This window comes from Mesorhizobium sp. M0772, from assembly GCF_040320135.1.
Taxonomy (GTDB): domain Bacteria; phylum Pseudomonadota; class Alphaproteobacteria; order Rhizobiales; family Rhizobiaceae; genus Mesorhizobium.
The window spans coordinates 51,266-76,252 of record NZ_JAMYPB010000027.1 but is presented as its reverse complement, the minus strand read 5'-3'; the positions used below and the strand labels follow the sequence as shown (position 1 = coordinate 76,252).

Genomic DNA, 24,987 nt, shown 5'->3' with positions numbered 1-24,987 from the left:
CGCCTGCAGTCTCGCAAAAGCGCCCGACTTCGCAGGGTAATCCTGTTGCGGCTGCCGGGCGATCGACCCTATCCTCGCTTCCGCTTGGGCGATCTGGCCGGCACCGTCGAGCACCCGGAACACGGCGTCATAGGAGCGGCTTTCGCCATGGTCCAGCCAGATCATCTCGCCCCGTTCGCGCGCGGCGAGATTGCCCAGAACATGATGCGTCGAAGGTTCGATTCCCAACGCATATAGGCCGGCCTGGAAGTTCTGCCACTGATAGGTGCAGGGCAGCTGATCCTTGCGGGTAACGACCTCGAAGCCGAGGCCCAGGTGGTCATTGACGACGGCCACCGGCACCTCGCCCGCCGCATCGGAGCCAAGCTCGTGCTCCCAGACCTGCTCGCTGAACCCCAGCTGCGGCGCCGGCACGGTTCGGTAGCCGACTTTCTGCGCCTCGTAGCGTTCGCCGGCGTGCGCCGCCCAGACGACATCCCGGATCGGCGCCAGGTAGCGCGAACCCTCGTCGAGCAAGGGATGGCTGACATTGACGTGATAGAAATACATATGCGGCGTGCGGCTGAAACCGTGATTGACGACGCGGTCCGACAGGCGGATCTCGCTGCCGCCGACATCGGCCTCGATGCGGCGCAGCAAATGGAGATCCTCGCCGAACACGGTTGCCTGCTGGACGATGCCTTCCGCCCACAGCACGCAGCGGTCGCCGTCCCAGGCCTCGCCGTAGCCGGTCAGCCGCGCCGGCACGGTGCCGATGCGGCCATGCAGCGAGTGCAATACCCGCTTGCGCCCGGGATAATTGTAGCTTTCGGCCGGCACGTCTTGCCGGCCCAGTATATGATCGAGGCCGCAGGTGACGAGCAGCCCCGAGAACGACCGGCCAAAGGCGAAACCGTCCTCCCCTTCATGCTCGTGCAGTCCGGGGTGGCGAAAGCCGCTCGGCGAATGCCAGCCGATCGCCTGGCCCCGGAAGTCGCAATCGGCGATATCAAGCGCCCGGTCGACCAGCGCCGTGAAGCGCAGGCCGGAGCCGGTGCGGAACTCGAGCATCCGGATGCCGCGCTCCACGCCGTCGCCGAGCGTCATAAGCCGCACACCGGCAAACTGCGACAGCATGCCGGACCGCTCGGCCACCTGCCTTCGCGACAGCGTCTTGCCGTAAAGCTCTACCATGCGACGTCCTTCACTTTGCCCGCCTCCTTGAGCAAGGCCGACATGTCGGCGCCGGTGATGATGCTTTCCACCGTCAACAGGTCGGTGTCGGCGACCGTCTGTTCCGCGACGATTTCGCCGCGGCGCATGACGATGATGCGGTCGGCGACCTGGAACACGTGGTGGATGTTGTGGGTGATGAGCAGCACCGAGTGGCCGGCGTCGCGCACCTCCTTGACGAAGCGCAGCACGCCGTGGGTTTCCTCGACGCCAAGATTGTTGGTCGGCTCGTCGAGTATGATCACCTTGGCGGCGAACTGCATGGCGCGCGAGATCGCGATCGATTGCCGCTCACCGCCCGAGAGCGTGCTCACCAGTGCATCGGCATCGAGCTTTTTCGAAATGCCGACCCGCTTCAGCAGCGCCGAGGCGGCGTTGCGAAGCTTGGCGAGATCGAGCGGCGCGAACACGCCGAGCCAGCCGAAATTGACCGGCTCCCGGCCCAGGAAAAGATTGCGCGCGATGCTGAGGTCCGGCGCGAGCGATGTGTCCTGATGGATGGTCTCGATGCCGAGGTCCATCGCGTCGCGCGTCGAGCGGATCGATGCCTTCTCGCCGCGCACGAAGATGTCGCCGTGGTCGGCCGGGAAGACGCCGGAGATCGCTTTGATCAGCGTTGACTTGCCGGCGCCATTGTCGCCGAGCAGGGCAACCACCTCGCCTTCGTTGAGGGTGAACGAGGCGTTCTTCAGCGCACGCACGTTGCCGAAGGACTTTTGCAGGTCTTGCAGACGCAGCACTTCCATCGTCAGCTCCTTGCGGCGTTCTTCTGCAGCAAAGCGTGCAGGATGAGCATGGCGAGGATGATGACGCCGACGAAGATGTTGTATGCCAAGCCCGGCACGCCGATCAGCACGATGCCGTTGCGGATGGCGCGCAGCATCAGCGCGCCGACGATGGTGCCGAGGATGGTGCCGCGCCCGCCGGTGAGCGCCGTGCCGCCGACCACCACCATGGCGATCACTTCGAGTTCGTAGCCGGTGCCGGCCACCGGCGAGGCGGCCGAAATCCGGAACGCGCTGATCATGCCGGCCAGCCCGGCCACCACCGAGGTCAGGATGAACAGCCAGATCTTGACCGCGTCGGCCGGCACGCCGCGCGCCACCGCTGCGTTGCGGTTGCTGCCGATGGCGCTGATCCAGTTGCCGAGCTTGGCGTAGCGCAGGATGTAAATCGCCAGCAGCGACAGGCCGATGAACCACCAGAGCGAGGTGTAGAACCGGAACGAGCCTACATTGAAGCTGCCGGCAAGCAGCGTGACGAAGAAGCCGGGCTGGTCCCACGACTTCAGGGGGAATCCCTGCGTGATGTAGAGCGCCGCGCCGCGCACGACGAGCAGCATCGACAGCGTGACCAGGAACGAGGAAATGCCGATCTTGGTGACGATCAGCCCGTTGATGGCGCCGATCGCGATGCACAGCACAAGCCCGGCCAGGAGGGCGACGCCGATGTCGATACCGCCATTCTGCACCAGCAGCATCACCACGACGGGCGCAAGGCCGAACACGGCGCCGACCGACAGATCGAACTCGCCCGCCGTCAGCAGCAGCGTCATGCCGAGAGCGATGATGCCGAGCTCGGGCAGGAACGCCATCATGTTGGATATGTTGAGCGGCGACAGGAAGTTGCCGTCGGCGATGGCGAACACCACGAGCAGCACGATGAGGATGATGAGCGAGGAGAATTGCGGCGAACGCAGCAGCGCAGACCTGCCCTTCGCTCGCTGCGTGTCGTCGGCGGCGGTGATTGCCATATCTGTCAGGACCGTGCGTTTCGTCCGGGGGCGCGGCCGCGGCGGGGGGGCGTGGCGTGGGGGGAGGGCAAACGCGGGCCCGCCGTGGCGTGGCGGCCCGCGCCCGCCAGGGGGGGGCGGGCGCCGATTGTCGTCACTTGTTGTAGAGTTTCAGGATCGGCTCGACGCTCGAGGCGTCGTAGAGGCTGAATGTGTGAATGTCGTAGCCGATCGGCTCGCCAGAGGCCGCAAGCCCGAGCAGCGCCACCGGCATGAAGCCCTGCGCCGACGGGTACTGCCAGGCCGCAGCATTGACGAAGCCGGACTTGACCGCCTCGGCCGTCTCCTTTGAGTTGCCCCAGCCGACGACCGGGACCTTGCCGGCCGACACACCGGCCCCGTCGAAGACGCGTTTGATGCTTGCTGCCACGGAATCGCCCAGTGCAATGATTGCCGGCGGATTGTTGGCGACCATGTAGTCGGTCATCTTGGCGATGATGCCGGCCGGGTCGGTGCCGCAATCGACCACGTCGTACTTGATGCCGAGCGGATCGAAGACGCTGGCGATGCCCTCGGTCTCCAGCTGCTGGTAGCTGGCGCCCGGCACTTCGACTGGCAGGAACACCTTGTCGCCCTGCTTCACCATCTTGTGGTCGACGAGATACTTGGCCCAGATGACGCCCGCTTCCCTGAGGTCGGCCCCGACATAGGCCTGCCGCCCGGTCGCCGGATCGTCGGTGTTGAAGAACACGATCGGTATGCCGGCGGCCTTGGCGGCCTTCACCTCCTCCGTCCACAGGCCGGGCTGAGCCGAGGTGGTGGCGATGCCGTCCGGCTTGGCGGCGAGCGCCGAGTTGAAAGCCTCCTTCTGCGCCGCCATGTCGCCGCCGCTGAACGAGATCTTGCAGGTCACCTTGAGCTGGTCGCAGGCCTTGGTCGCGCCGGCATTCCAGTCGATCCAGAACGCGTCCGAAGGGCCACCATGCGACAGCAGATAGAAGGTCTTCTGGCCGTCCTGCGCGAATGCCGGCAGGCTCAAGGAGACCCCGGCCACCAGCGTTGCCGCGGCAGCCACTTTCAATGCGAATTTCAACATTCATTCCTCCCTTGGTTGGAGTTGCGCCGCCATGCGCCGGCGGCGCAACCGGCGCTCACAGGCCGTTGGCGCGGAACTTCCCGTCGAGGAATTTCTTCGCGCGCGGCACGTCGTCTTCCGAGAGATGCTCGATGATGACCGGGATGTTTGGGTGCTTTTCCGCCAGCCGCTGCAGATAGAGATCGTAATTCAGCGATCCCAGCCCGGGCGCCGGCAGCTCGATCTCGCCGACCCCGCGGAAGGTGTGGCTCTCCATCGCATCCTCGTCGCCGATGTCGGCATGCTTTTCCGACTTGTCGCTGCCCGAACGCTTGACGTCCTTGGCATGCGCGATCTTGATCTTGTCGGTCAGCGTATCGAACACCTGGTTCAGGATCTGGTCCATCCTGTCGATGTTGTGGGTTTCGAAATAGTTGGTCGGATCCATCAGCAGGCCGAGGCCGGGATGGTCGACGTGGGCGAACATCTTCACCGTCTCCTCGACCGAGCCAACGACGTTGTTGACGTAGGTCTCGAGGAGGAAGACCGCGCCATGGTCATAGGCGGTCTGGGCAAGCTCGGCGATCACCTTGCGGCATTCCTCGAATCCTTCCTCGGTCTTGTTCTTCGGGTGATGCACCCAGTCGGATTCGGTGTTGTAGGTACCGGTCTCGGAGATCACGTAGGGCGAGCCGAAGCTGCGGGCGTTGCGGATGATCTCCTTGAGATAGCCGACGCGCTTGTCGCGCTCGGATTTGTCGGGATGGATGATGTTGGTGTAGCCCGACACGCAGCAGATCGGCAGGTTGTTGTCGCGGAAGACGTCGCGCACCTGCTTGGCCTTTTCCTCAGTGATCTGCCCGGCCGACAGATCGATATCCCTAAAATGCAGGTCGAGCTGCACCGTGTTGAAACCGAGCCCGCGGATCTTCTTTGCCGTCTCTTCGGGGCCGTACGGGAAATAGCCCGTGAAAATACCTGCCTGCATCATGATGTGAATTCCTCCCTGTAAGCGATTCAGTTGGCTGATTTTATCGAGATTTCGGAAAGCTTGACGGTGCGGCCCTCGTGGATCGAGCGATAGCCGGCCTCGACCAGTGCCATTGTCTTGACGTTGTCGGCGACGGAGAGCGCCGGCGGCGCGCCTGTCTTCACCGCATGCTGCAATTGCTCCATCACGCCGATGAAGGCATGCGGGAACCACATCGTGTCCCAGCTCGGGCTGACCCATTCGCCGCCGGTCGTCTCGGTCGAGGCATAGGTCAGCGTCGAGGCAGCGCCTTTCGGCCAGCCGATCGTGCCTTTGGCGACACCCTTGGTGCCGTCGACGCGCCAGTTGATGTGCTGGTCGTCCAGATAGCCCTCCTGGCGCGGTCCGGACCAGACATCCTCCAGCGACACGGCGAGCACGCCGGAGGGAAAGCGCAGCGTCGAGACGGTGATGCCGTCGCTATGCTCGAATGTCGTGCGCGGGTCCTTGCGTGTCAGCGTGGTGATTTCCGAGGGATCGCCGAACAGAAAGCGCAGCACGTCGAGATGATGCACGCTCATATTGGCGAGCGTCAGCCGGTCGTAGTCCTGAAGGAAAGTCTGCCAGTGCGGGATGGCATGCATGTCGATCTGCGCGAAGACGATGTCGCCCAGTGCGCCGCTGTCGATGATCTGCTTCAGAACGCGCATCGACTGGTCGTAGCGCATGTTCTGGTTGACCGAGAGGATCTTGCCGGACTTTGATGCTTCGTCGCGCAGCTTCACGGCTTCATCGACCGACAGCGCCAGTGGCTTCTGCGCCAGGATCGCCTTGATGTGAGGCTGCTTCAGCGCATGGCGGATCAGCGCCGGCTGCTGGTCGGGCGGAAAGGCAAGGTCGACGATCTCGATCTCGGGATTCTCGATCAGCTGTTCCGGCGTGTCGTGCACGGTCGGGATGTCCCAACGCGTGGCGACCTTCTGCGCATTGGAACGGGTCCGCGAGGCGATCGCCATCACGTTGAACCCCGCTTCGCGATAGGCTGCCAGATGGCACTCGGCCATGATCATGCCGGCGCCGATGCAGCCGATACGGTATTCTTTCGTGCGGACCTTCACGTCCGGCTCGAAGCCTTCGCTCGCCATGTCTTCCTCCCGCAATTCTGTTTTCGCAGCCGCGATCATCTCGCCAACGCGCCTCCGTCCTGCCCGAAATAATGCACCCGGGCCGGCTCGCAGGATATCGCTACCGCCGCATCCGGCCTGATGTCGGGCTGGCCGCGCAGCAGCGCCTTCAGCCGCGCCTCTCCGGCGGCGAGCGTTACCACCGTGTAGCCGCCAAGCGGCTCGACCTCGAACACGCGTGCCGGGCGGCCAACGCCCCCGTCGACCCAGGGCCGGACCTGGATGTCCTCCGGCCTGAGCCCGATTTCGATCGCGTCGGCCGGAGCAGCGCGATCGGCGATGCTGACCGTGCCTTCTGCGGCCTCGATGCCACCGTCGCCGCGAACGGATTTGAGGATGTTCATCATCGGCGAACCAAGCAGTCGCGCCACATAGGTGTTCGCCGGGCGGTCGTAGATCTCCGCCGGAGCGCCGATCTGCCGGATCCTGCCATTCTCCAGAATGGCGATGCGGTCGGCGATCGACATCGCCTCTTCCTGGTCATGGGTGACGTAGATCAGCGTCTTGCCGAGTTCGCGCTGGATGCGCTTGAGCTCGACGCGCGTTTCCTCGCGCAGCCGCGCATCGAGCGCAGAGATCGGGTCGTCCATCAGATAGGCGTTCGGGTCGCGCACCAGGGCGCGGGCTATGGCCACGCGCTGCCGCTCGCCACCGGAAAGCTGCGCCGGCGGCTTGTGAAGGATGTGGCCGATATGCAGCTTGGCGGCGACGTCGGCGACACGCTTTTCGATCTGGGCCTCGGCGACCTTGCGCTCGACCAGCGGGAAACGCACATTGTCGCGCGCGCTCATATGGGGGAACAGCGCCAGGTTCTGGAACACCATGGCGACATTGCGCTCGGCCGGCGAGACGGTGTTGACCGGTTTGCCGCCGATCAGGATCTCTCCGGCGTCAGGCGTCTCCAGCCCGAGCACCAGGCGCAGGATTGTCGATTTGCCCGACAGCGGCGGCCCGAAGAAGCAGAAGAATTCGTTGTCATTGACGGTGAACGAGGCGTCGTCGACGGCGAGCGTCGTGCCGTAACGCTTGCTGACATTGCGAAAGACGATATCGGCCATGTCAACCTGCCTTCATCGCAATGCCGCTGCGGGCATCGAAGACACGCACGGACGATGCCACGGGGGCGACGACGGCAAGCTCGCCGATCGACAGTCCGACAGCATTGTCGAACACCGCCTTCACGGCGGTCTCGCCATCGCCGAGATGGACGATGGTCCTGGCGCCGATCCGCTCGACGAAGCTCACCGGCATGGCGAGGCCCTGCCCGCTCTGCACCAGCGACACCTGTTCGGGCCGGAAGCCGTAAAGCACCTCGGAGCGCGATCCGCGCAAGGTGGCGGCCAGCGCATCCGGCAGCGTCGGCGTGACCCCCAGTGGCCCGAGATCGACCACCAGGCCCCGGTCGCTCTCCGCCGGCCTTCCCTTCAGCAGGTTCATGCCCGGAGCGCCGATGAAGCGGGCGACGAAGACATTGGCTGGATTGTTGTAGACTTCCAGCGGCGTTCCCACCTGCTGCAGCACGCCGTGATCCATGACGGCAATGCGGTCGGCCATGGTCATGGCCTCGAGCTGGTCATGGGTGACGTAGACCATCGTCTGCCTGAACTGGCGCTGCAGCTGCTTGAGCTCGGTCCGCATTACCGCCCGGAAGGCGGCGTCGACATTGGACAGCGGCTCGTCGAGCAGGAAGATGGCCGGCTCCATGATCGCCGAGCGTCCGATTGCCACCCGCTGCAGGATGTTGACCGAGAGCCGGTCGGCCTTGCGGTCGAGCAGCGGCGTCAACTGCAGCAGCTCGGCGGTGGCGCCGACGCGGCGGTCGATCTCAGCTTTCGCCGCACCACGCATCCGCGGCCCGTAGCCAAGGTTCTGGCGCACCGTCATGTGGGTGAAGATGGCATAGTTCTGGAAAACGAAGCCGACGCCGCGCCGGCCCATCGGCACGCCGGCCATGTCGCGCTCGCCGAACAGGATCTTGCCGCTGGTCGGCTCCTCCATGCCGGCTATCATGTTCATCGTTGTCGACTTGCCGCAGCCCGAAGGCCCGAGCAGCGCCATGAACTCGCCATCGGCGATGTCGAGGTCCATGGTCTTCAGCGCCGTGAACTCGCCAAAGGTCTTGACCAGGTTGCGCAGCTGGATCGCGCTCATGCCGGCACCAGCCTTGCGCGCGCCATGCGCTTCATGGCCAATACCGCAACGATCGAAAGCACGACCAGGATGGCCAGCGCGATCGCCGCCACATAGCCCCAGATCAGGTCCTGCGTCGTGACCTTGTAGATGTAGACGGAGATCGTCTCCGTGGCGACGCCGGGGCCGCCGCCGGTCATGATGTAGAGCGTGTCGAAGATCTTGAAGTTCTCGATGACACGGATCGCCAGCGCGATGATGATGATCGTCTTCATCTTCGGCAGCACGATGGTGACGAAGCGCTGCCACGCATTGGCGCCGAGCAGGGTCGCCGCCTTGATCTGGTCCTGCGGCACGCCGACCAGGCCGGCAAGCAGGATCAGGAACATCAGCGGCGTCCATTGCCAGATGTCGGCGATGATCACCGCGATCAGCGCCAGCGTCGGGTCCGACAGCCAGGCGATGGTGACGCGTGACCCGCTGAGTGCCGACAGGATGTCGTTCAGCGGCCCGCCCGACTGGAACAGCATGAAGAACATGTAGCCGGCCACCGCCGGAACCACCATCATCGGCATCAGCAGGATCGAATAGAAGATCCGCTTGCCCGGAAAATCGTCCGCGAACAGCGTCGCCAATGCCAGGCCAAGCAGGAATTCGACGGGCACGCACACGACCATGACGATGGCCGTGCGCCTCAGCGCGCTCCAGAAGCGCGCATCGGCGGCAAGGTCGGTGTAGTTGGCGAAGCTGTTCCACATCTCCCATGCGTTCCACCAGCCGAGGCCGGAGAGCGGCGACCAGTCGGTGACGCTGATGTAGAGCTGCATCAGCAGCGGGAAGACGGAGATGAAGAGCACCAAAACCTGCGCCGGCAGCGTCAGCCGGAATCCCAGCCGCGCTCCCTCGTCCCGCAGCGCGGGCTTGCCAAGCGCGGCCTTTGCGTCCTTTGAGACAGTCACGGTCACCGCGCTCATTGCTTGAGCGCGCCGAACGTCAGTCCGCGCACCAGATGGCGCTGGATGGCGATGCCCATGATGACCGGCGGCACCGCGGCGATAAGACCGAGCGCGGCCTTGGCGCCATAGAGCTGCCCGGTCATCGAGGAGGACAGCGAGGCCATGTAGACGGGGATCGTCACCCATTCACGCGTCGTCAGCAGCAGCGCGATCAGATAGTCCGACCAGTTGAGGATGAAGACGAAGAGGGCGGCGCTGGCCAGCGGTGCGCGCATCATCGGCAGCGTGATGCGCGTGAAGACGCGCAGCCGCGAACAGCCTTCGACAAGCGCCGCTTCCTCGATCTCGCGCGGCATGTCGTCGAAGAAGGTCTTCATGAGCCAGAAAGCCAACGGCAGGGTGACGATGCCGTAGATCAGGGCCAGGCCAAACCAGCTGTCGGTGAAGTTCAGGAAGGCCCACATGATCATGACCGGGATCATCACCGCCATTGGCGGAAACAGCCTGAGCTGGATCAGCGCCAGCGGCAGGTTCTGGCCGGAGCCGAAACGCGACAGCCCGTAGGCCGCAGCCGTGCCCGCCGACATTGCGATCGCCGTGCCGAACACCGAAGACAGCAGCGACGACAGGATCGGCTTCAGCGCGGTGCGGTCGAGCGCCACGATCAGATTGTTGTTGGACTCGCCGAAGACGAACTGGAAATTGCCGAGCGTCGGGTTCTTCGGCCACCATGTCAGGTCGGCGCCGGTCGCCGACCATTCGGCGATCGGCTTGAAGGCCATCGACACCATCCACAGGATCGGTACCAGCGTCACCGCCATCGCCGCGAAGATCGCGCCGTAGCGGAATATCTCGAAGGGGACGGAACGCTTCATCTGGCTGCTTTGCTGGTGGCGTTGACTGCGGCGGGGAGGAACAGATGCTCCTCCCCTCCAGCGCTGATCCAGGGAGACGGATCAGCTGATCGGGTCGAGAACCGTCGGCCAGGCCTCCTTGTTCGTCCTGATGGCTTCGAGCAATTTGTCCTCGCCGATGCGGCGGGCGATCTTCTTCCACTCCGCTTCCGTGTCGGCCATCGCCTGTTCCGCTGTCTTGGCCTTGGTCAGCGACGCCATCAGGTTTTCGTCCAATGCGTTGTGGAAGGCGGTGGCGCCGGGATAGTTGATCGTCGGCACCGTGCGGGCGACGGTCTCGCGCACCACGTCGATGTGGTAGGCGTGGTAGGTCTGGCGCACCAGCGGATCGGAGAAATCCGAGAGCCGGAACGGATCGAGATAGCCGCCCGGATTGGCGCTCATCCAGGCATAGATGCGGGCGGAGCCCAGCCACTGCAGCAGGAGGTAGGCGACCTCCTGGTTTTTCGACTGAGACGAGACCATGCCGGTCAGCGAGAACCACAGCACGGAACGGCTGATCAGCTTGCCGTCGACTTCGCGGCCGGGCGGCAGCATCGAGCCGATCTTGCCGGTGACGGCGGAATCCTTGTTGCCGGCATTGTCGAGGAATTTCGGCAGGTTCGAGAAGGCGCAGGTCATCGCCGCGCCGCCCTTGGCGAAATTTCCATACTGCTCCGGCCAGCCCCAGGAGATCGCGTCCGGCGAGTGATGAACGAGCGAGCCGACATATTCGTTGGTGGCGGCAATGCCGTGCTCGGAATTGATCAGCGGCTTGCCGTCGTCGCCGAACAGGAACTGGTTGGGCGATGCCATCGAGACATAGCGCTGATACCAGTTGGTGTAGCCCCAGCCCTGGTTGCGCAGGTCGGTGGAGCCGAACAGGCCCTTGTCGGGCCGCTGGAAGAAGCCCGCGATGTCACTGTGCTGCTTCCAGGTCTTCGGCGGCGCCAGATCGTAGCCGAATTTGTCCTTGAACGCCTTCTGCTCGGCAGCGTCGCCGAACAGGTCGGTGCGGTAGACCCAGGTCTGGAAGTCGCCGTCCAGCGACACGCCATAGTTGGACCCGCGATATTTGTTGAGCAGCGACACGCCCTTGGCGCCGTCGACATAGCCGGTCTTGGGATCGTCCCATTCGGGCTTGTACTGGGCGACGAAGTCGTCGAGCTTGGCGATGCCGCCGGTCTCGGCAAGGTCGCCGAGGCGGTTCCATTCCGTCGAGTAGATGTCATAGGCCCCACCCTTGGTGGAGATGTCCTGCATCGTCTTGGTGAATTCCTGGCCGTTTGGCAGGCCGACGATCTCGATCTGGATGCCGGTTTCCTTTTCCCACAGCTCCTTGATCGACGGCGCACCCGCAGGGAAAGGCTGTGTGAGTTGGCCAATCGAGCCATCCGACAGCCAAGCACGATCTTGGCCGGTGCCTTGCCAGCTCCCTTCAAGGCCTTGGCCGCCTCAACGGCACGGGCTTCCGGCGTGTCGGCGCCATATTGATAGCGCTCGGCGCCCTCGAAACCGGTGGGACCGCCTACCATGCCTGGCGCCAGCGCGTCGGCCGCAACGGCACGGCCGGGACGGATGAATTGCGGTGCGATACCGGCCGCAGCCACGAACGCCGCCGCCTTCCCTCCGGACGCCAACAAGCCGCGTCGCGATATGCGGATCAAATCAGACATTGGAATTCCTCCCTCAGGGCCGATGTTTCCTCCACGAGCCCGTTGAGGGATATTGACGGCAGCACCGGAAGGCTGTCAACATCATAAATACTCAAAATACATCGTAACACCGCAACCGCGGAGAAAATACGTCATGCAAAGGTCGACACACGGGCTCAATGCCTCGATTTGATGGGAAATCTGCCTTTCTGGCACGCGACTATCACGCCGGGTGACGCGATTTAGCCCAACCTCCTTGCGCATCGGCTAAGGCTGGATACATCATTTCCCATCAGAATCGCTGATGGCTGGCAGCTGTGGCCGTCGGACGGGCTAGCGGCATTGTGCGATCTGATGCATTGAGGAGATGAAGACGGTGCGTTCCACCTTGACTGACATAGCCCGGGAAGCCGGCGTTTCCGCCGCCACCGTCGACCGCGTGCTGAACAACAGGCCCGGTGTGCGGGCGCGCACGCGTGAGATCGTGCTCGAAATGGCGCAGCGCCTCGGCTACATCGCGGAAGGCCCGAACGGAGCGCCGCCCAGGCCCTCACCTGGAGAGGTCATCCGTCTCGACTTCGCTCTGCCGGCCGGCACCAATTCCTTCATCAAGATGCTGCATCGACACATCGAGGCGCAGGCCCTAGCGCGCCCCGATCTCGACGTCCACATCGCCACCATAGAGGGCTTCAACCCCGACCGGCTCGCCCGCCTGCTGCAAGAATTGCGTGGACAGACACAAGGCGTCGGCGTGATCGCGCTCGATCATCCAACGGTGCGCGAGGCGATCCGCTCGCTGTCAGCCAATGACGTCAAGGTGGTGACCATCGCCTCCGACATCCTGCATGTTCCGAGAGTGGCCTATATCGGCATCGACAACCGCGCCGCGGGGCGGCTGGCCGGCTATCTGCTCAACCGCTTCATGGGATCGGAACGCCCAAGCAAGGTGGCGCTGTTCGCCGGTTCGCTGTCCTATCGCGGCCATGAGGAACGCGAGATGGGATTCCGGCACATCTTGACCGAGGAGTCGCCCAATCTCGAGATCGTCGAGATGCGCGAAATGCTGGATGACCGAGAGAAGGCTTATTCGGAAGCATCAGCGCTTCTGGACCGGCACCCCGATCTTGCCGCGATCTACAATGTCGGCGCCGGCAACACCGGCATCGCTCGGGCGCTCAAGGAGCGTGGACGCGCCAAAGACATTCTCTTTCTTGGCCACGAGGTGACAGACGGCACCAAGGAACTTTTGTTGGATGGGACGCTCGATGCGGTCATAGATCAAAATCCGCGCGTCGAGGCGCGGGAAGCGCTCAACATTTTAAGCCACTCTGTCAGGCACCTGAACTATGAACCGCATCAACCACGACTTCAGGTGATCTTCAAAGAGAATATACCTGAAATCTGATCAATGGATCCGTGATGTTATCGCAAAGCACAGCGTTGGCGTCGCCACCGGTCCCAAATACGAACGAGAGCCCGAATGATCTCGTCAAAGCCGCCGATCTGGCACTATTCCGCGCGAAGTCGGAGGGACGAGATCGGGTCGTGGTTGATGGTGTATGAGAAGGCCGTTGCCCAATCTTTGCACTCGGTCATCCTTTCCGAACCTAAAAGACCAAGTCCACTCATAGCACCGAGGTCGCGAACGATTGGGGCGAAGAGGGTTCTGGATGTCGCCCGGCACGAAGCCGACGAATGGCATACGCCCGTCCGTCCGCGACGATCACCTGAGGCATCGCCCCGGCCCCAGGCGCACGAGCAGATATGTCGCAGGCAACCTCGTGTGTTATACACGCACGCTGACTTTTTGGGTCGGACACGAGATCGATGGACCAGGAAACGCTTCTTGCCGCAGTCCTCTTAGCTGATGTCGTGGGCAGCACGCCACTCTATGAGCGGATCGGAGACGATGCCGCTCTACAGCAGGTCTCGGATTGCCTGGACACGATGCGCGAGATCGTCGCCAAGCACGGTGGTGATTTCATTTACTCGAAGGGCGATGACATACTCAGCCTCTTCGAGAGCCCGGAAATGGCGCTGAGGGCCGTCTGCCAAATCAGCCACCAACTGACTAAAGGTCCGTTAAGCGCCCGTATCGGATTGCATTTCGGGGCGGTCATTCGCGCGCGGGGCGCGATATTCGGTGACGTTGTCAATGTCACCGCAAGGTTGTCCACCACGGCGAACCCCGGAGAGGTGCTGATCAGCCAGAGCTTCTGCGAAGCCCTTTCCCCGAGAAGCCGCAAGGGCCTGCGGCTCCTCGACAAAATGGCCTTGAAGGGGAAGCAAGAGTTCTTCGATGTCTATACCCTGTGGAGCGACGATGGGGCCCCCGGTACGCAGATCACCAGCCATGGCGCCACTACAGATAGACGCTCGGTCCTGCCGCGGCAGATTCATCTGGTCATCCGCTACAGAGATCAGCTGCGATCCTGTCGAAACGGCGAATCCGTGACAATCGGCAGATCGGCGGAATGCGACATCATCGTCGAGCGGCCCTGGGTATCGAGGCGCCACGCCGCCTTCACCATATTGAATGGCAGAGCTCGGCTTCTCGAACGAAGCTCTTCGGGCACGTTTGTGTCCATGGGACTGGGCCATGAAGTATTCGTACGCCGTGAAGATATTATCCTCTTCGGCTCCGGCGTCATCTCGCCTGGAGTGAAGTCGGCACTCGACGAAGCCCAGCTTCTTCACTACGAAATTGTCTCGGATTGACCCGGCCCGGCTACTAGCTCGACCGGTTTAGAGCTGGTTCGCTGGCGCCTCAATGTCGCGCCGTACTCTTTGACAGCCATTGGAATCGACCGTTCACAAATGTGCCAAGGCCAATCCAGGAACGTCTGCTCTCGAAGTTGAACTGCGAAGAGCTGACTTCCGTTTCCCTCGCTGAGTTCGAAGGAGCCGCGGCCGGTGCATTCCCTCGCAGGATGCGGAGTTCTACCTGCTCCTAGGCCACCTTCTGCAGGTGGTGGATGGCTTCGGCAGCAAGCTGGCCCGCTCGATCGATGACGCGCTAGGTCTTGCCGCGAAAAGGCCGGTGCGTGGGAATTGTGCTGGACTGTCGGCCAGACAATGAGCTGGCGACGGGAGCGGCCGGCTGAAGCGGGATGCCCGGACCAATTCCCTGCCCTGTGTCGCCTTGATATCCCCAGGTGCTGAAGGTCAGCACAGGCTGTTGCAGCCCGGGGTCGACGAACGCTTCATCAGACCATTTGCGCCGCAATAGCTCCTCGATCACCTGCGAAGGCTCGCGATTGGGCTACCGTCACGAAATTGGCGCAGAAGCGCAGACCACTGACATATCGCGACCTCGAGATGGAGCTCGATACCACCGTATTTGCAGCACCGGGGAGATTCCTCTTGGGCCGATCGAGTTCAAGTTGGTGCGCCACATGCTCGAGAATCCTGAAAGGTGATCAGCCGTGATGAATTCATCGCAGCTGGCTGGTCGCAGAAGCCAGTGTGAGCGCCCAGTGGTCGACGTTCACATGAGCCAGTCGCGAAAGTTGTTGAAGCAGTCGTCGCAGAGTTGCCATTCGCACCGTGCGGCTTGCCGGCTATTCTCTCGGGACACTGCGGGCTGACAATCTCGGCGTTCAGAAAGGTCGCTGCGTGACGCCGCAAGGGGACCAACGCGATGGGAAAGGTCTTGTCAGCTAGGGGACTTAACGCCACCGACATTGCAGCCGTGGCGCTGCTCTAATCGAGAGAAAGTCTGGGCGTATAGAACAAGCGACATGAGCGTGTCGGATTGTTTGCATTCAAACAACCTTTGCGACGCTATCCGTGCCTTCGCCTTGCTGGTGCCGGAGGAAATCATGACGTCGCCCGACAATTCGGTCGAACTCGTTCGCGACAAGAAGTGGACGGTCCGCGTCACCGCCTACGGCAGCACCCTGACGTTTCCGTTCGAAGCAGAAAGCTATGCACGTTCTTATGCCGATGGTCAGGCATTCCGTCTCGGCGTTCAGGTGGCGGAACTGAAGCGATGCGGCTGACACTTTGTCGACGCGTTGGCGGATAGCCTGCATCGCGATCGGAACGAATAGGTCGCTGATTGCAGCCTCGCGATTTTTCCATCAAATCCCGCCTGCAATCTTGACAGCAACTCGGCAAAACCCTCGCCGACTAGTGTTGTCATATAAGTTGGAGCTTTCCTCGCCGCCGGTGGTAGGCGGGATACGCTGCCGGGAAAGCCCTCTTTTCGCATAGACGCGAACCTTGTGCTTTTCCATCTCAAGGCTGATTGGCGGCTGGATGCGCGCGCCGTCTTTCATATTCTGCCATCGGCCCGCGCGGAGCGTGGAATCAACGGCGGGGAAGCGGATGATGTTTCCTGTTTGCGCTCGCGTAGCGCAAGAAACGCTGCGAAGAGCATGATAGCCATGCCGATGATGTCGATCAGGCTAACCTCCTCGCCGTAGGTGATGATGCCAAGCACGACGGCAATCACGGGTGAGACGAAGGCAAATGCTCCGGCGCGCGAGGCGCCGATTTCGTGCAGGAGCTGGATAAAGAGTGTGTAGCCTATGAACGAACCAAACAGCACGAGGAACAGCCACCCGACCCAGGCCGGCCAGCCCCAATCGCCTTTTAGAGCCGCGGCCGCGCCTGGCTCCACAACGAGTGAGATGAGAATTAGGAATGCGCCCCCGAAAAGGGTGGTGAAGCCGGCGATGAAGTCCGATGAATATACCTCAAGAAGCGGCCGCGCGAGCACCGAACCCCATGCATAGATTACAGCTGCCGACGCCACCGCTGTCATCGCCAGCAGCCGGAGCCCCCTGCCCTGCTGGTCTGCGTGTGTCCAACCAGCATAGGCTTCGGGCCCGAACAGGACGCACAGACCGGCCGCACCGAGCAAAATCGCAAAGAGCCTGCGGCCGTCATAGCGTTCGTCCCCCAGAAGCAACGCAAACCCAAGCAGCGTGACGGGGGTCAGCGAAAGCTCAAGAACAGCCGCGGTGCCCGTATCGATGTAGAGCATGCCCCAAAAGAGTGGGCCATAGCAAAGCGGAATCATGAACAACGTAACAACGAAAAGGCGCGGCCAACTCCTTTTCGCCACCCGTGGTAGAGCAGCGCCCCTTAGGCGCGTCGCACTGAGGATCAGCAAGCCGGCTACTGTAAAACGCGTGCCTGCGAACATCAGAGGCGGCACGGTGGCGATCCCTGCCTTGATACCGATCCACGTGGTGCCCCAGATCACACATAAAACCAAAAATGTCGCTGTGTTGCGGTTCATCGGAAGCAGCCTTCGCTGGGCGTTGTTGGTTCGTCGTAACGGCCAAAAGACGTTTATTTCGTTACAACGGCCTCTTGCCAATACGGTTCCGCCAACCGATGTTTCCGGGGATGGATTGTGCGAAGACTATCGTCGACATGCGCATGGTTGGCGGTCACGCCTGCCTGGACTTCGTCAACACGGTCGACGCGCGACGCGATGTATGGGGCCCAGACCTCTTGCAGACCTATGCCGACCTGGTCGTCTGGGCTGGACGTGCCGATTTGATCGACGTCGATGAGGCGCGAGCACTGCTCGCGGAGGCTTCCGCCCGCCCGCTCCTTGCGGAGGCGGCATTGGAAAAGGCCAAGATTTTGCGCGAGGCCGTTTACGCGGCTCTCCAGGCCGAGGCGGCAGGCGCCCGGGTGCCGGACGATGCCTTGCAAATCGTGCGCGATGCAGTCGCCCTAGCCCTGCCGAAGCGCTCGCTTTTCCCGTCCGGCGACCGCCTCGCTTGGCAGTGGACCGACGCAGCCAGTCTGAACACGATCGGCCACCGCGTGGCCTTTGAGACAGCCGAGTTTTTGGTGTCCAGGAATGACCGCCGCCGCGTGCGCGAGTGCACCGGGCCGAACTGCGGTTGGCTTTTCATTGACACCTCGCGTGGCGGGCGCAGGCGGTGGTGCTCGGATGAGAGCTGCGGCACACGCAGCCGGGTAAGGCGCTTCAGGGCAAAAGCCGCAGGGAACATGGCTCCCAACAGCAAGAATTAGTATCTGACGCCAGGCTTGGATGACCAACGCAGCATAGTTGGCTTCACGCTATCCCTGTCGCTGTTTGTCCAACGAAGCTAGTCTCGCGAGCGACTGTGGCCAAGACTGTGGAGAACACAGCCGGCGCGGCAAGCCATCATCGCGTTCCAGAGCGGGTTGCTTCGGGGCCGCCTACCTCGCCACGCTTCGATCGGTCGATCTGCTCAAACTTGACGGGAACTCCGGTAGCGTTACGGCGTTTTTCTCAGTCCGAAACAAACGAGGATAGGTGCCATGGACTGGAACCGTGTCGAAGGCAATTGGAAGCAGGTAAAGGGCAAGGTCAAGGAACAGTGGGGCAAACTCACAGACGATGATCTGGACCGTATTGCCGGTAACCGCGATCAGTTGGAAGGCAAGATTCAGAGCGCTACGGCATTGAGAAGGACCGCGCTCAGCGCGACATCGATGACTGGTATGGCCGGCAAGGCTGGTAGGTCGCCGGTTCCAAACTGAACTTGAAAAAGGGCTCCGAGAGGTACGGCGCCCCTTTTTGCCGCGCTTCCTGTCGCCTTTTCGTCTCACGACAATAGCGCTCAGAGTCCGTTTTGAAATTCACGGATGAGCGTTTCGGCGGATGAGATTGCCGCCCATAGCGACAAGGATCATGGCTTGCGAGACGTCGATGCGCTGCTCGTAGTCGCGCACGAGGCGGCGCCATCTTGTCATCCAGCCGAAGGTCCGCTCGACGACCCAGCGGCGGGGCAGGATCTGGAAGCCCTTCTGGTCGTCGGATCGACGGATGATCTCGACCACGAAGTCGAGATAGGTGGCTTTGTCCATGAGCTTCAGCCGGTCATAGGCGCCGTCGGCGAACAGATGCTTCACCCAGGGCCAGCGCCTGCGGATACCATCCAGGATCGCCTGAGCGCCGGTCACTGTCGGAGATGTCGGCGGTGGTGAGATTGACAATCAACAGCCGCCCATCCGTATCCACGGCAATGTGTCGCTTGCGGCCGACAATCTTCTTGCCGGCGTCATAACCCCTTGTTTCAGCTTGCGGAGCCTTGACCGACTGGCTGTCGATCACACCAGCCGTGGGACTGGCCTCGCGCCCGGCTCGTTCGCGATCCAGCATCAGCGCCACGTCGTGGATGGTCTGGAACAGAAAGCGCCGAGCCAACTCGCGGAACCAGCCGTAGACCGTTTGCCAGGGTCCGAAATGGATCGGCAGCATCCGCCAACCGCAACCCGAGCGGACCAGGTAGCGCACGGCGTTGACCACCTCCCGGAAATCAACCTCGCGCGGACGGCCGCGACGCCCAGGTTTGGGCATCAGCGGTGCGAACTGCTCCCACTCCTCGTCCGTCAAATCAGACGGGTAGCGCTTGGTCTTCTTGGCGATCTGGGCCATCCGGCCACGGCTCTGCTTTGTCCACATCTAAAGCTTGAATCATAACCCAGCCTCAGACGAAACCCCCGGCAAGCCGATTTTCAAAACGGTCTCTCACCGAGAGACGTGGAACCGCCAAAGGTGCCCGTCGTTATCTGGTTCTCGAAATTACATTGGGGGATTAGTTGGACAGAGACGACGCCTCAGCGATCGCAACTGGAGTTAGTGGGCTCGACTACATTCTTCGTGGCGGCTACGCCAGGAACCGCTCCCATCTTATCGAAGGGAAACCAGGTTCTGGAAAAACCACTCTTGGCCTCCAGTTTTTGATCGAGGGCGCCAAGAAAGGCGAGACATGCCTTTACATCACTTTGTCAGAAAGCAAGCGCGAACTGCTCTCGGTTGCTGGCCGTCACGGCTGGGACCTGAAGGGGGTGCAAATTCTTGAACTTGTGCCGCCAGAGCTCAGTTTCGATCCGGCGCAGCTACAGACATTGATCCATTCCTCGGAATTGGAACTCGGCGAAACCGTGCAGTCTGCCATGGCCGAGATCGGACGCGTCAGACCCGATCGCGTGGTGTTCGATTCGCTCTCTGAAATTCGACTTTTATCGCAAGGGTCATTGCGGTATCGGCGCCAGGTGTTGGCATTGAAGAGCTTCTTCATGCTCAACAATGTGACGGTGCTTATGCTCGACGACCTGACCGCTGAGCAGGATGACCTCAATTTGCATTCGATCAGTCACGGCGTCATACGGATGGAGCAGCTGTCGCCCGTCTATGGTGGAGAGCGCCGGCGGCTACGCGTGATCAAAATGCGTGGCGTGCAGATCCGGGGCGGCTTTCACGATTTCGTAATTCGCCCAGGCGGCGTTATCGCCTATCCGAGGCTCGTTGCAGCCGAGCATGAGGTGGCCGAGCATGATACGCCGGCCATGAGCAACAACCGGATCGACACCCTGCTTGGCGGCGGGCTGGCCCGTGGTACCAGCACGATGCTGATGGGGCCGTCTGGCGTTGGCAAGTCTACCATTGCCTGCACCTATTGCTATGCCGCACTCGAGCGTGGCGAGCGTGTGCTGGTGCTGTTGTTTGACGAGACAAAGCGCATCTTCTTGGCGCGCGCCGCCGGGCTCGGCATGCACCTGGAGCCGTTTGCCGAGGACGGCACGCTGATGCTTGAATCTGTCAATCCGGCTGAGCTTTCACCAGGCGAATTGTCTTCGCGCATCCAAGCGGCCGTCGAAGAATCCAATGTGCGGATCGTCGTGATCGACAGCCTAACTGGCTATCTCAATGCCATGTCCGAAGAACAACATCTGGTGCTTCAGATGCACGAGATCCTCACCTATCTCAATCAGAAGGCAGTGGCGACGATCCTGCTGTTGGCCAATCACGGGCTGTTTGGGCAAACGGCAGCGCCGGTCGACATGACCTATCTCTGCGATTCCATCATGCTTCTGCGCTTCTTCGAGAACGCAGGTCAGTTGAGACGCGCGATTTCCGTTGTCAAGAAACGTGTCGGCCCCCACGAAGAGACGATTCGTGAGTTTAAAATCGGCGGTAACGGCGTGGCCGTAGGTGAGCCACTGGAACAATTCCGCGGCATCCTGATGGGATCTCCGGAATTTGAAGGCAAGCCGACAGACCTTCTGAGGGATAAGGCGCTGTGATGTCGTCCAGCCCCGCCGTTCTCGTGCTGGCGCCGCTTGGCCGTGACGCGAGGATCGCGGCCTCCATCCTGGCTACAAACCAGATTGCCTCGCGTGTGTGCGGCAGCTTGGAAGAGGCAGTGCAGCTTCTCGACGAGGCTCAGTGCCTTGTCGTGGCCGAGGAGGCCCTGCTCAGTTCCGATCGAACGCAGTTTGCGGCCTGGCTTGAAGCCCAACCCGCATGGTCGGATTTTCCGATCGTGCTTCTGACGATGCGGGGGAACGAAGTCGACACGCGGATGGCATTTCTGGACCGCTATCTGATCGTGCTTGAACGGCCATTTCTGGCTTCGAGCCTCGCCAACTCGGTGCGCTCCGCCTTGCGTGCCCGCGCCCGCCAGCGTGAGGTCCAGTCCTACATCGAACAGAAGCGGGAGGTCGCCGATCGGCAGAAATTGCTCATCCGCGAGCTGCATCACCGCGTCAAGAACACGCTGGCCAACGTTCGCGCCATGATGGGCGCGACGGCCAAGTCGAGCGGCAACGTCGATGATTTCGTACGCGATTTTTCAGCCAGGCTCGTTTCCCTGGCCCAGACCCATTCGATGCTTACCGACGATTATTGGCAGACTGCCTCCCTGCACAAGCTGCTCGAAAGCGAGCTTGACCACTATGAGACGCGCGACAGGCCGCGTATCGTTATGGAAGGCCCGAACGTAGCGCTAGTCGCCGACATTGCGGTCCCCGTCGGGATGGCTTTCCACGAACTGGCCTCCAATTCGTCGAAGTTTGGCGCGCTTTCGCAAACGGGAGGCCGCCTTGATGTCCGCTGGTCGTTAGGCGGGTCCGGCGATACACAGATCGTCAATCTTGACTGGCGGGAACGAGATGGGCCGAAAGTAGAGCAGCCCAGTCGCCGGGGGTTTGGCACGACACTTCTGGAAAAAGTCGTGACCGTGCAATGCAACGCAAAGATCGAATTGAACTACCATCGTGACGGCTTGCAGTTCACCATGGCCTTGCCGTTGCGAAACACGCGCCTTGTGCCGGCTTACTGAGCGGCAACGGAAAGGCAGGCTGGGCGCCGCGATAGGGATTAACTGAGCGTCACTCGGCAGGCTGGTCTAGCGCTCTGGCCGAGCCATCAGTTCCGAAAGACCGCCTCTCGATCTCCCATATGCCTCTGCAACATTGCGAGAGCTCCGGCGTGGTCTATGCGGCCGACCTTGGTGATAAAGTCGAACTCGTGCCGCGGCGCTGTGAGCCGGGTCATGCGTCCTAGACGAAACTTGGGCTTTCCCGGAGCGCAGCTTTGTCGCCTTCGTGGTCACCCCCCGCCATTTTGCTCACGATCCTCGTTGATAGCCCGGATGCGCATCTGAATCATCTGCGACCCGTCTGGGTTCCGACTGGCGTCGTAAAAAACCAAGAGGCCCGCAGGCAGGCTCGATCCACGGTCAGCTATCCCGAACAGCAAACGAAATCACCCTCGCCTTTGGCCAACCAACTTTCGCCAGATCACCTTCGCAATGGCTGCGGCCCCAGTACGGTCGGACAGCCCGCGCCTCTGGCGGCCGAAGTGAGGCGCCGGGAACATACAACGTCGGTCGTTGTTTCTCTGATCAGGAGGAAAGATAATGGCAGACGACAAGAGCATGCGTGATTTTCGAGATCGCAACCGTGTATCAGTCGATGAAGATTATGAGGTTCGCTATTTCGCCAAACAGCATCGTATCACGCCAGAACAGGTCCGCGAGCTAATCAGAGAACACGGCAACGACCGGAAGAGGCTCGAACGCGAGGCAAGAAAACGGGCTGATATCGGCTGATGGTCGCGACGCATCACGCGGCTCCTCGCGTAGTCCCTTGAAGACCGCCTCCCGCAAGATGCCGCGGTCAGACACGCCACTGAATTGTACCTCGGCAAGAACGTCTGGTTTGACCCATGTCGCCTTGGGCTTCTTGATCGGCTCCGACAGCGGTGACTTGGCGACAACAAGCGGATCAAGCCGCTCCCTAACGCGCCGGGCTGCGTCCAGCGTATAGCCGGTCTGGGCCTTCCCGGCATAAAGCAGCCGGTCGCCCTCTCGCCTGCCGATGTACAACGATGCGATGCGGCGCGGCTGCGCGCCAAGTTTCTCGACGAAAGCCACGATTGGAAAAGTGTCGCTCTTGACACATTTGACCTTGACCCAACTGGTCTGGACGCCCGAGCGGTAGTGAGCATCCGCTCGCTTCGATACGATTCCCTCTATGCCCATCCGGCAGGCATGGTCGAACATATCCTTGCCGTTCACCTCCAGATGCTCGGCATAAGTCAGGGTTGGCTCGGTTTCGGTCAGCAGCTTCTTCAGCGCAGCCTTGCGCTTCACTAACGGTTGTTCCCGTAGATCACGGCCATCGAGGTACAGGAGGTCGAAAGCGTAGAGAGTCATCCGCAGCGAACTTGGGTTGCCCAGCTCACGTTCCAGGGCTTGATAGTCCGGCAGGCCGGTGTCGCCCAGGACGACAGCTTCACCATCGATGATAGCGGATTTGACCGGCAAGCTTGCCGCGGCCTGAACAATCCTCTTGTAACGGTGGGACCAATCGTAGCCGCGACGCGTGAATGCTCGCGCCTTTCCGCCTTCAACGACCAGCTGCGTCCTGTAGCCGTCATATTTGATCTCGTGAAGCCAATCTCCGCCTTCGGGAGCTTTCTCGACCAGTGTGGGCGATTGGAACTCGATGAACGAAAGCCGGTCAATGGCACTGGTCATATGCTCGCGACTCCAGGAATCGCGACTCAAGCCCCAGCGCCCCTGTCGGTTCCGAGCCTTTTAGAAGAATTGCATCGCGACGATTGGTTATCCGCCTCACTTGTTGATGTGGCGGCGCAGCAGAGTGATGTTGCGATTGTTCGCCTTAAAATAGACGTCGAAGATCGAGCCGAGAATTGGGACACTTCCTACGAGCGTATCCAGCAGCACGTTGCCTAGCATGCGGGCGACCAACCCATTTCCGGCACCGACGTTTCGAGCTCGCAAGACGATGTAGGCCGAGACAATGCCCGTCGCCGCATCTCCGAGTACGGGGACCAGACCTACGAGCGCATCCAGTCCAAAACGAATTGATGTGCCTGGAATGCGCCAGCGGGAATCGAGTAGCGCGGCCAACTCGGCAAGTACGTTTGCTGTATCACCACCGTGACCGCCCTGCCCGATCATGCCAACTCGCGCGCCAGTACGATTTAGTATCTCTCCCTGATGGATTAGCCGTCACCTTAGATATCGCTTTGACCGCCTGAATTCGCTTGCGTCCTGTGCGATGGCACGTCGTCGAGCAAGGTCGTCTCACCGGAGCCTTTCGGCGCCTCAACGGGCAATTCACCAGTAGGCGTCATTTTGCTGACGGCCTCAGGCAAATCTCGCGTGATCCGGCTTATGAGCTCCTCGCGCGAAAGGCCGGTCTGCATCGAGAGGGAAGTCAGGGTGTCTTCGTCTATGGCTGCTTCCACCTCGCTTGGCTGGATCGGCTCGTTCGGCCCGGTGCCTACCCACGAATCGACCTTCGATCCGGCGCCTGCCCCTCTGAACCGGTCGAGAATATCGCCAAGCGCGGTCCCCGAAACGCCTTTTGAAAGCTGATCCAGAATCCCGCCTTGCGGATCATTTGGGTTGCGATCACCCGCTCCACGGATCATGTCGCCGATCTTGTCGCGATTTTGGTATGCCAAGACGCCGAGCATCGCGATCGCCAATTTTCCCAGGTTAGCCATTGGTACCTCCACTGTTCAATGGACAAGGGCTCAACATCACAAAAGTTCCGACTGGCGACGATCTAATTGAATAAGGGCTGGCGTATCGACACAGACGTGAGCGGTGCTGCCTAACCGGCTTGTTTCCGTTTACGGTGCGGCTTCGGCCTCGCAGACGTTGATCGTGCAAAGCTCGTTGCCTGCCTGATCGCGCATGCGCACTAACCATCCGGTCATATCGTCATCGCCCAGATCAGCCAACAGGCCGATTACGCAACGGATCGCTTCGGCGCGAGCGGCCTCAAAACTTGGCGTCTCGGCAGGCGGAACCTGGCGAGCCTGGTCGCCGTCGCGATAGTAGAACGTATAAGCGAGATGGATCCCACGCGCTGCCTTAGAGTATGGAACTACCACCCTCAT

The 24,987-nt window shown here is 61.6% G+C and carries 24 protein-coding genes and 1 pseudogene; 8 read left to right on the top strand and 17 right to left on the bottom strand.

Annotated features, from left to right (window positions below; translation table 11 throughout):
- From NKI06_RS18800 to NKI06_RS18750, 11 genes are all read right to left on the bottom strand, one after another.
- Nucleotides 1–1,173, bottom strand: a 1,173-nt coding sequence (locus NKI06_RS18800) for an aldose 1-epimerase family protein (RefSeq protein ID WP_352986589.1), incomplete at its 3' end; no start/stop codon positions are given.
- Nucleotides 1,167–1,964, bottom strand: coding sequence for an ATP-binding cassette domain-containing protein (locus NKI06_RS18795; RefSeq protein WP_023689425.1), 798 nt, complete (start codon nucleotides 1,962–1,964; stop codon nucleotides 1,167–1,169). The genes NKI06_RS18800 and NKI06_RS18795, both read right to left, overlap by 7 nt.
- A complete protein-coding gene (locus NKI06_RS18790) occupies nucleotides 1,961–2,965 on the bottom strand; it encodes an ABC transporter permease (protein WP_352986587.1) in 1,005 nt (334 codons plus the stop codon). Before NKI06_RS18790 ends, NKI06_RS18795 begins: the two co-directional genes overlap by 4 nt.
- 133 nt (nucleotides 2,966–3,098) lie before the next feature.
- Nucleotides 3,099–4,040, bottom strand: a complete 942-nt coding sequence (locus NKI06_RS18785; protein ID WP_023689426.1) for a sugar ABC transporter substrate-binding protein — start codon at nucleotides 4,038–4,040, stop codon at nucleotides 3,099–3,101.
- 55 nt (nucleotides 4,041–4,095) lie between these two features.
- Nucleotides 4,096–5,010, bottom strand: coding sequence for a sugar phosphate isomerase/epimerase family protein (locus tag NKI06_RS18780; protein WP_352986585.1), 915 nt, complete (start codon nucleotides 5,008–5,010; stop codon nucleotides 4,096–4,098).
- Between the two features lie 26 nt (nucleotides 5,011–5,036).
- Nucleotides 5,037–6,134, bottom strand: a complete 1,098-nt coding sequence (locus NKI06_RS18775) for a Gfo/Idh/MocA family protein (protein ID WP_286441880.1) — start codon at nucleotides 6,132–6,134, stop codon at nucleotides 5,037–5,039.
- A 35-nt stretch (nucleotides 6,135–6,169) separates the two neighbouring features.
- Entirely contained in the window at nucleotides 6,170–7,231 is a 1,062-nt protein-coding gene (locus NKI06_RS18770) for an ABC transporter ATP-binding protein (protein ID WP_023743527.1), read from the bottom strand.
- Nucleotide 7,232: 1 nt separating this feature from the next.
- A complete protein-coding gene (locus tag NKI06_RS18765) occupies nucleotides 7,233–8,324 on the bottom strand; it encodes an ABC transporter ATP-binding protein (protein WP_023743528.1) in 1,092 nt (363 codons plus the stop codon).
- Complete coding sequence (locus NKI06_RS18760) at nucleotides 8,321–9,277, bottom strand: carbohydrate ABC transporter permease (RefSeq protein ID WP_352986583.1); 957 nt, start codon at nucleotides 9,275–9,277, stop codon at nucleotides 8,321–8,323. The genes NKI06_RS18765 and NKI06_RS18760 overlap by 4 nt, the downstream gene beginning before the upstream one ends.
- The gene (locus tag NKI06_RS18755; RefSeq protein WP_352986581.1) at nucleotides 9,274–10,134 is read right to left on the bottom strand and encodes a carbohydrate ABC transporter permease; all 861 of its coding nucleotides are present in this window, start codon (nucleotides 10,132–10,134) and stop codon (nucleotides 9,274–9,276) included. The genes NKI06_RS18760 and NKI06_RS18755 overlap by 4 nt, the downstream gene beginning before the upstream one ends.
- A gap of 81 nt (nucleotides 10,135–10,215) precedes the next feature.
- Nucleotides 10,216–11,445 carry an extracellular solute-binding protein gene (locus tag NKI06_RS18750; protein WP_352986591.1) on the bottom strand — a complete coding sequence of 410 codons (1,230 nt, stop codon included), beginning with the start codon at nucleotides 11,443–11,445 and terminating at the stop codon, nucleotides 10,216–10,218.
- A 738-nt stretch (nucleotides 11,446–12,183) separates the two neighbouring features.
- On the opposite strand from NKI06_RS18750, the gene NKI06_RS18745 reads away from it, so the two are divergent.
- From NKI06_RS18745 to NKI06_RS18735, 3 genes are all read left to right on the top strand, one after another.
- On the top strand, nucleotides 12,184–13,212 hold the full coding sequence (locus NKI06_RS18745; RefSeq protein ID WP_023697399.1) for a LacI family DNA-binding transcriptional regulator: 1,029 nt from the start codon (nucleotides 12,184–12,186) through the stop codon (nucleotides 13,210–13,212).
- 422 nt (nucleotides 13,213–13,634) lie between these two features.
- Nucleotides 13,635–14,525, top strand: coding sequence for an adenylate/guanylate cyclase domain-containing protein (locus NKI06_RS18740; RefSeq protein WP_023746314.1), 891 nt, complete (start codon nucleotides 13,635–13,637; stop codon nucleotides 14,523–14,525).
- Nucleotides 14,526–15,547: 1,022 nt separating this feature from the next.
- Nucleotides 15,548–15,808 carry a hypothetical protein gene (locus NKI06_RS18735; protein ID WP_023682263.1) on the top strand — a complete coding sequence of 87 codons (261 nt, stop codon included), beginning with the start codon at nucleotides 15,548–15,550 and terminating at the stop codon, nucleotides 15,806–15,808.
- 275 nt (nucleotides 15,809–16,083) lie between these two features.
- On the opposite strand, the gene NKI06_RS18730 is transcribed toward NKI06_RS18735, so the two are convergent.
- Nucleotides 16,084–17,055, bottom strand: coding sequence for a DMT family transporter (locus NKI06_RS18730; protein ID WP_050588487.1), 972 nt, complete (start codon nucleotides 17,053–17,055; stop codon nucleotides 16,084–16,086).
- Nucleotides 17,056–17,192: 137 nt separating this feature from the next.
- Here NKI06_RS18730 and NKI06_RS18725 point away from each other — a divergent pair, with 137 nt between their 5' ends.
- Together NKI06_RS18725 and NKI06_RS18720 are read left to right on the top strand one after the other, a co-directional pair.
- Entirely contained in the window at nucleotides 17,193–17,807 is a 615-nt protein-coding gene (locus NKI06_RS18725) for a CGNR zinc finger domain-containing protein (protein ID WP_031198225.1), read from the top strand.
- Between the two features lie 273 nt (nucleotides 17,808–18,080).
- Nucleotides 18,081–18,283 (top strand): annotated as a pseudogene (locus NKI06_RS18720) (CsbD family protein).
- A 118-nt stretch (nucleotides 18,284–18,401) separates the two neighbouring features.
- Here NKI06_RS18720 and NKI06_RS18715 read toward each other — a convergent pair.
- Nucleotides 18,402–19,227, bottom strand: a protein-coding gene (locus NKI06_RS18715; RefSeq protein ID WP_286441865.1) for an IS5 family transposase whose coding sequence is annotated in 2 segments (ribosomal slippage) — nucleotides 18,402–18,719 and nucleotides 18,721–19,227 — 825 coding nt in all. Because the reading frame shifts where the segments join, the coding sequence is not laid out codon by codon here.
- 137 nt (nucleotides 19,228–19,364) lie between these two features.
- Here NKI06_RS18715 and NKI06_RS18710 point away from each other — a divergent pair.
- The 3 genes from NKI06_RS18710 (at nucleotide 19,365) to NKI06_RS18700 (ending at nucleotide 22,660) form a co-directional block, all read left to right on the top strand.
- Nucleotides 19,365–20,852, top strand: a complete 1,488-nt coding sequence (locus tag NKI06_RS18710; RefSeq protein WP_023742796.1) for an ATPase domain-containing protein — start codon at nucleotides 19,365–19,367, stop codon at nucleotides 20,850–20,852.
- A complete protein-coding gene (locus tag NKI06_RS18705) occupies nucleotides 20,852–21,889 on the top strand; it encodes a sensor histidine kinase (protein WP_023740290.1) in 1,038 nt (345 codons plus the stop codon). The genes NKI06_RS18710 and NKI06_RS18705 overlap by 1 nt, the downstream gene beginning before the upstream one ends.
- Before the next feature lie 579 nt (nucleotides 21,890–22,468).
- Nucleotides 22,469–22,660 (top strand): DUF3606 domain-containing protein, encoded by a 192-nt coding sequence (locus NKI06_RS18700; RefSeq protein ID WP_084559016.1) that lies wholly within the window; start codon nucleotides 22,469–22,471, stop codon nucleotides 22,658–22,660.
- Here the strand turns inward: NKI06_RS18700 and ligD are convergent.
- The 4 genes from ligD to NKI06_RS30915 all read right to left on the bottom strand — a co-directional run bounded on the left by ligD (nucleotide 22,589) and on the right by NKI06_RS30915 (nucleotide 24,987).
- Nucleotides 22,589–23,590, bottom strand: coding sequence for a non-homologous end-joining DNA ligase (gene ligD / locus NKI06_RS18695; protein WP_352986577.1), 1,002 nt, complete (start codon nucleotides 23,588–23,590; stop codon nucleotides 22,589–22,591). The genes NKI06_RS18700 and ligD overlap by 72 nt on opposite strands.
- A 96-nt stretch (nucleotides 23,591–23,686) precedes the next feature.
- Nucleotides 23,687–24,037, bottom strand: a complete 351-nt coding sequence (locus NKI06_RS18690; protein ID WP_352986576.1) for a DUF4112 domain-containing protein — start codon at nucleotides 24,035–24,037, stop codon at nucleotides 23,687–23,689.
- A gap of 56 nt (nucleotides 24,038–24,093) precedes the next feature.
- Complete coding sequence (locus NKI06_RS18685) at nucleotides 24,094–24,588, bottom strand: YidB family protein (RefSeq protein ID WP_023742801.1); 495 nt, start codon at nucleotides 24,586–24,588, stop codon at nucleotides 24,094–24,096.
- A 129-nt stretch (nucleotides 24,589–24,717) separates the two neighbouring features.
- On the bottom strand, nucleotides 24,718–24,987 hold the full coding sequence (locus NKI06_RS30915) for a DUF6894 family protein (RefSeq protein WP_502900600.1): 270 nt from the start codon (nucleotides 24,985–24,987) through the stop codon (nucleotides 24,718–24,720).